General features: G+C 74.1%; 5 protein-coding genes. 4 read left to right on the top strand and 1 reads right to left on the bottom strand.

Annotation, left to right across the window (positions count from 1 at the left end):
• Positions 1-445: GNAT family N-acetyltransferase (locus VE172_RS06830; RefSeq protein WP_324798992.1), on the bottom strand; the 445-nt coding region annotated here is incomplete at its 3' end.
• Between the two features lie 59 nt (positions 446-504).
• Between VE172_RS06830 and VE172_RS06825 the strand changes: the two genes are divergently transcribed.
• The 4 genes from VE172_RS06825 to VE172_RS06810 form a co-directional block, all read left to right on the top strand.
• Positions 505-1,092 carry a helix-turn-helix domain-containing protein gene (locus VE172_RS06825; protein WP_324798988.1) on the top strand — a complete coding sequence of 196 codons (588 nt, stop codon included), beginning with the start codon at positions 505-507 and terminating at the stop codon, positions 1,090-1,092.
• 35 nt (positions 1,093-1,127) lie between these two features.
• Positions 1,128-2,309, top strand: coding sequence for an NAD(P)/FAD-dependent oxidoreductase (locus tag VE172_RS06820; protein WP_324798985.1), 1,182 nt, complete (start codon positions 1,128-1,130; stop codon positions 2,307-2,309).
• Entirely contained in the window at positions 2,306-2,563 is a 258-nt protein-coding gene (locus VE172_RS06815) for a (2Fe-2S)-binding protein (protein WP_324798983.1), read from the top strand. The genes VE172_RS06820 and VE172_RS06815 overlap by 4 nt, the downstream gene beginning before the upstream one ends.
• Positions 2,560-3,606: NAD(P)/FAD-dependent oxidoreductase (locus VE172_RS06810; RefSeq protein ID WP_324798980.1), on the top strand; the 1,047-nt coding region annotated here is incomplete at its 3' end. The genes VE172_RS06815 and VE172_RS06810, both read left to right, overlap by 4 nt.

Raw genomic sequence — 3,606 nt, 5'->3', positions numbered from 1 at the left:
GGAGCTTGTATCCGTAGTGGGACTTGACAAAGCCGAGCCGCTCGTAGAAGCGGTGGGCGTCGGCGCGGCTGATGTCCGTGGTCAGCTGCGCCAGGCCGCAACCGGCGCCGCGCGCCAGGTCCACGGCGTGTTCGATCAGCGCGGCCCCGACGCCCGCGCCGCGCGCGTCGGCATGGGCGCGCACGCCCTCGATCTGGCCGCGGGTCATGGCGGTGCGCGACAGGCCGGGGATGACGGTCAGCTGCGCCACCCCGATGACGCGCCCGGCGCGCGCGGCCACCAGGAGATGCTGGCGGGGGTCGGTGTCCAGGGCGTCGAACGCGCGTCGGTACGGCGCCAGGTCGTGCGGCGTTTCGCGGGCGGCGCCCAGCGGGTCGTCGGCGAGCATCGCCACGATCGCGGGCAGGTCTTCGGCGACGGCCGCGCGGATCTCGAAGTCGGTCACCGCGCGAGTCTAGATGTACCGAGTACGCTGCTGCGCGGAAAGTCAATTGAGGAGGATGAATGGCGCGGCAACGGGCCGCCGCCGCCCTGGCGGCGAATCTGAGGCGGCTGCGCGGCGACGCCGGGATCTCGCTGTCGGAGCTGGCGCGCCGCTCGGGCATCGCCAAGGGGACGTTGTCGCAGCTGGAGTCGGGGATCGGCAACCCCACCATCGAGACGGTGTTCAGTTTGTCGAACGGCCTGGGGGTGCCCGTGTCGTCGCTGCTGAACGAGAACACCGACCCCGGGGTGATGCTGGTGCGCTCGGGCGATCTCGAGGTGCTCAGCTCCAACGCCGTGGACCTGCGGATGCTGCGGCGCATGGACGTGGCGGGCACGGTCATCGAGCTGTACGACCAGCGGGTGCGGCCCGGGGCGGTGCAGCGCTCGCGGGGGCATCCCGGGCGCGAGCACGTCGCGGTGACCACGGGGCGGCTGCGGGTGGGTCCGCCCGAATCGCCCCACGAGCTGGGGCCGGGCGACTACCTTTGCTTTCCTGCCGCCGCCCCTCACGACTACGAGGCGGTCGACGGGCCCGTGACCTCGGTGCTGATGCTGGAGTACCCGTCGCCGTCGGGGCGCTTGACACCGCACGGCGGCGATGAATAACCTGGCGTCGTTCATTTTATTGAACGAAGGAGGCGATGCCGGTGCGAACCGCCGACGTCGTCGTGGCCGGAGCGGGCGTGATCGGCGCGGCCTGCGCCGAGGCGCTGAGTGCGGCGGGACTGCGGGTGCTGGTGTGCGACCGCGGCTCCCCCGCCGGCGGGACCACCGCCTCGGGCGAGGGCAACGTCCTGGTGTCCGACAAGGCCCCCGGCCCCGGGCTGGAGCTGGCCGTCCATTCCCGACGGTTGTGGCCGCGGCTTCTCGCGGGCCTGAGGGAGGAGCTGGGACCCGGCCCGGCCGAGGTCGAGTGGGAGGCCAAGGGCGGTCTCGTGGTCGCCACCTCCGACGCCGACGCCGCGGGGCTCGGCGCCTTCGCCGAGACCCAGCGCGCGGCGGGCGTGCTCGTCGAGTCCGTCGGCGCCGACGAGGCGTCGGCGATGGAGCCCCTTCTGACGCGGGACGCCACCGCCGTCGTCCACTACCCCGACGACGCCCAGCTGCAACCGGTCCTGGCGGCCGGCGCCCTGCTGGCGGCGGTGCGCCGACGCGGCGGCGAGGTGCGCGGCGGCGTGGAGGTCGACGGGCTGGTCACCGACGCCGACGGGGTGAGCGCGGCGATCACCTCGGGCGGGGTGGTGTCGTGCGGCGCGGTGGTGAACGCGTGCGGTCCCTGGGCGGGCCGCTTCGCCGCGTCGATCGGCGCGCCGATCAATGTGGAGCCACGCCGCGGCATGGTGCTGGTGACGGCGCCGCTGCCCGATGCGGTGCGGCACAAGGTGTATGACGCCGACTACGTGGGCGCCACCACCAGCGGCGAGGCCGATCTTCGAACGTCCACGGTGGTGGAGTCGACGCGCTCGGGAACGGTCCTGATCGGATCGAGCCGTCAACGCGTCGGCTTCGACGCCGCGCTGCCCGTCACCGTCATGCGCGCCCTGGCGCGCGGCGCCGCGAGACTGTTCCCCCGCTTGGCGAACGTTCCCGTCATGCGCGCGTACGGCGGCTTCCGCCCCTACACCCCCGACCACCTTCCTGTCATCGGCGAGGACCTCCGCGTCCCGGGGTTGTGGCACGTCACGGGGCACGAGGGCGCGGGAATCGGGCTCGCGGCGGGCACGGGTCGCCTCCTCGCCGACCTGTTCCTGGCCCGCCCCACCGAAACCGACCCGACGCCGTTTCGCGTGGACCGTCCCGCCATTGTGGAGGAGCCGACATGATGGTGACGGTGGACGGCGTCGAGGTGGCCGCCGAACAAGGTCAGACGGTGGCGGCGGTGCTGCTGCGCCACGGCCTGATCTCCTGGCGCACCACGCGCGGATCGGGCCGCCCGCGCGGCATCTTCTGCGGCATCGGGGCGTGCCACGACTGCCTGGTGGTGGTCAACGGCATTCCCGACGTGCGCGCCTGCCGGCGCCAGGTCCGCGAAGGCGACGACATCCGGGCACAGCACGGAGCGGAGCTGCCGTCATGATCCCCGACGAGGGAAGTCGCGTCGTGGTCGTGGGCGCGGGTCCCGCGGGGTTGGCGGCGGCCGAAGCGGCCGCGGCGCACGGGGTCGGGGTCGTGTTGCTGGACGCCGAGCCGAGGTTGGGCGGGCAGTACTCGCGACAGGCGGCCACCGCGCCCGAGCGTCGGCGTCTTCCCGACGGGGTCGAGCATTGGCCCGAGTCCGCGGTGTGGGCCGTGGAGCCGAACGCGCGCGGGCATCGGGTGCACGTGCTCAGCGGACCCGCCGACGGGCCGGGACGGATCTCGCGGACCGTGGAGACGCGGGCGTTGGTGTTGGCCACGGGCGCACACGATCGGGCGCTTCCGTTTCCCGGGTGGGACCTGCCGGGGGTCGTGACGGCGGGCGCCGCGCAGGCCCTGGCCAAGGGCCAGGGAGTCGCGATAGGACGGCGCGTGGTGGTGGCGGGCACGGGGCCGTTCCTGCTGCCCGTGGCGGCGTCCCTGCTCGGCGTCGGCGCCAAGGTCGTGGAGGTGTTGGAGGCCAACGACCCCGTCAGCGGCTGGCGGGGCGAGCCCCGAGCGATCCTCGCGGGCGGCGGGAAGGCCCGCGAGCTGGTCGCGTACGCCACAATGCTGGCGCGGCAACGGATCCCGTACCGCACCCGCCGCGCCGTGGTGGCCGCGCACGGGCGGGATCGGGTGGAGGCCGTCACGACCGCCCGCCTCGACGCCGAATGGAACGTCGTGGCGGGCAGCCTCCGGCGCGTCGAGGCCGACGCCGTGTGCGTCGGTTTCGGGTTCACGCCGCAGTTGGAGCTGGCGATCGCCTGCGGCTGCGCGATGACCCGCCACCCTGCCACGCCGCGGCGGTCGATGTCGTCGGGTGTCGTCGCCGCGGACGGGGAAGCCCCGCCTGGCCGCGGCCTGGGACCGGGAGGCTTTGTGGCCGTGGACATCGCGCAGTCGACATCGGTGCCGGGCGTGTTCGCGGCGGGCGAGATCACGGGAATCGGCGGCGCGGCCCTGTCCGCCGCCGAGGGCACGATCGCGGGCACGGCCGCCGCC

Source organism: Stackebrandtia sp., assembly GCF_035643755.1.
Taxonomy (GTDB): domain Bacteria; phylum Actinomycetota; class Actinomycetes; order Mycobacteriales; family Micromonosporaceae; genus Stackebrandtia.
Note: the sequence above shows the minus strand (reverse complement) of the source record. Positions and strands in the feature narration are given on the sequence as shown.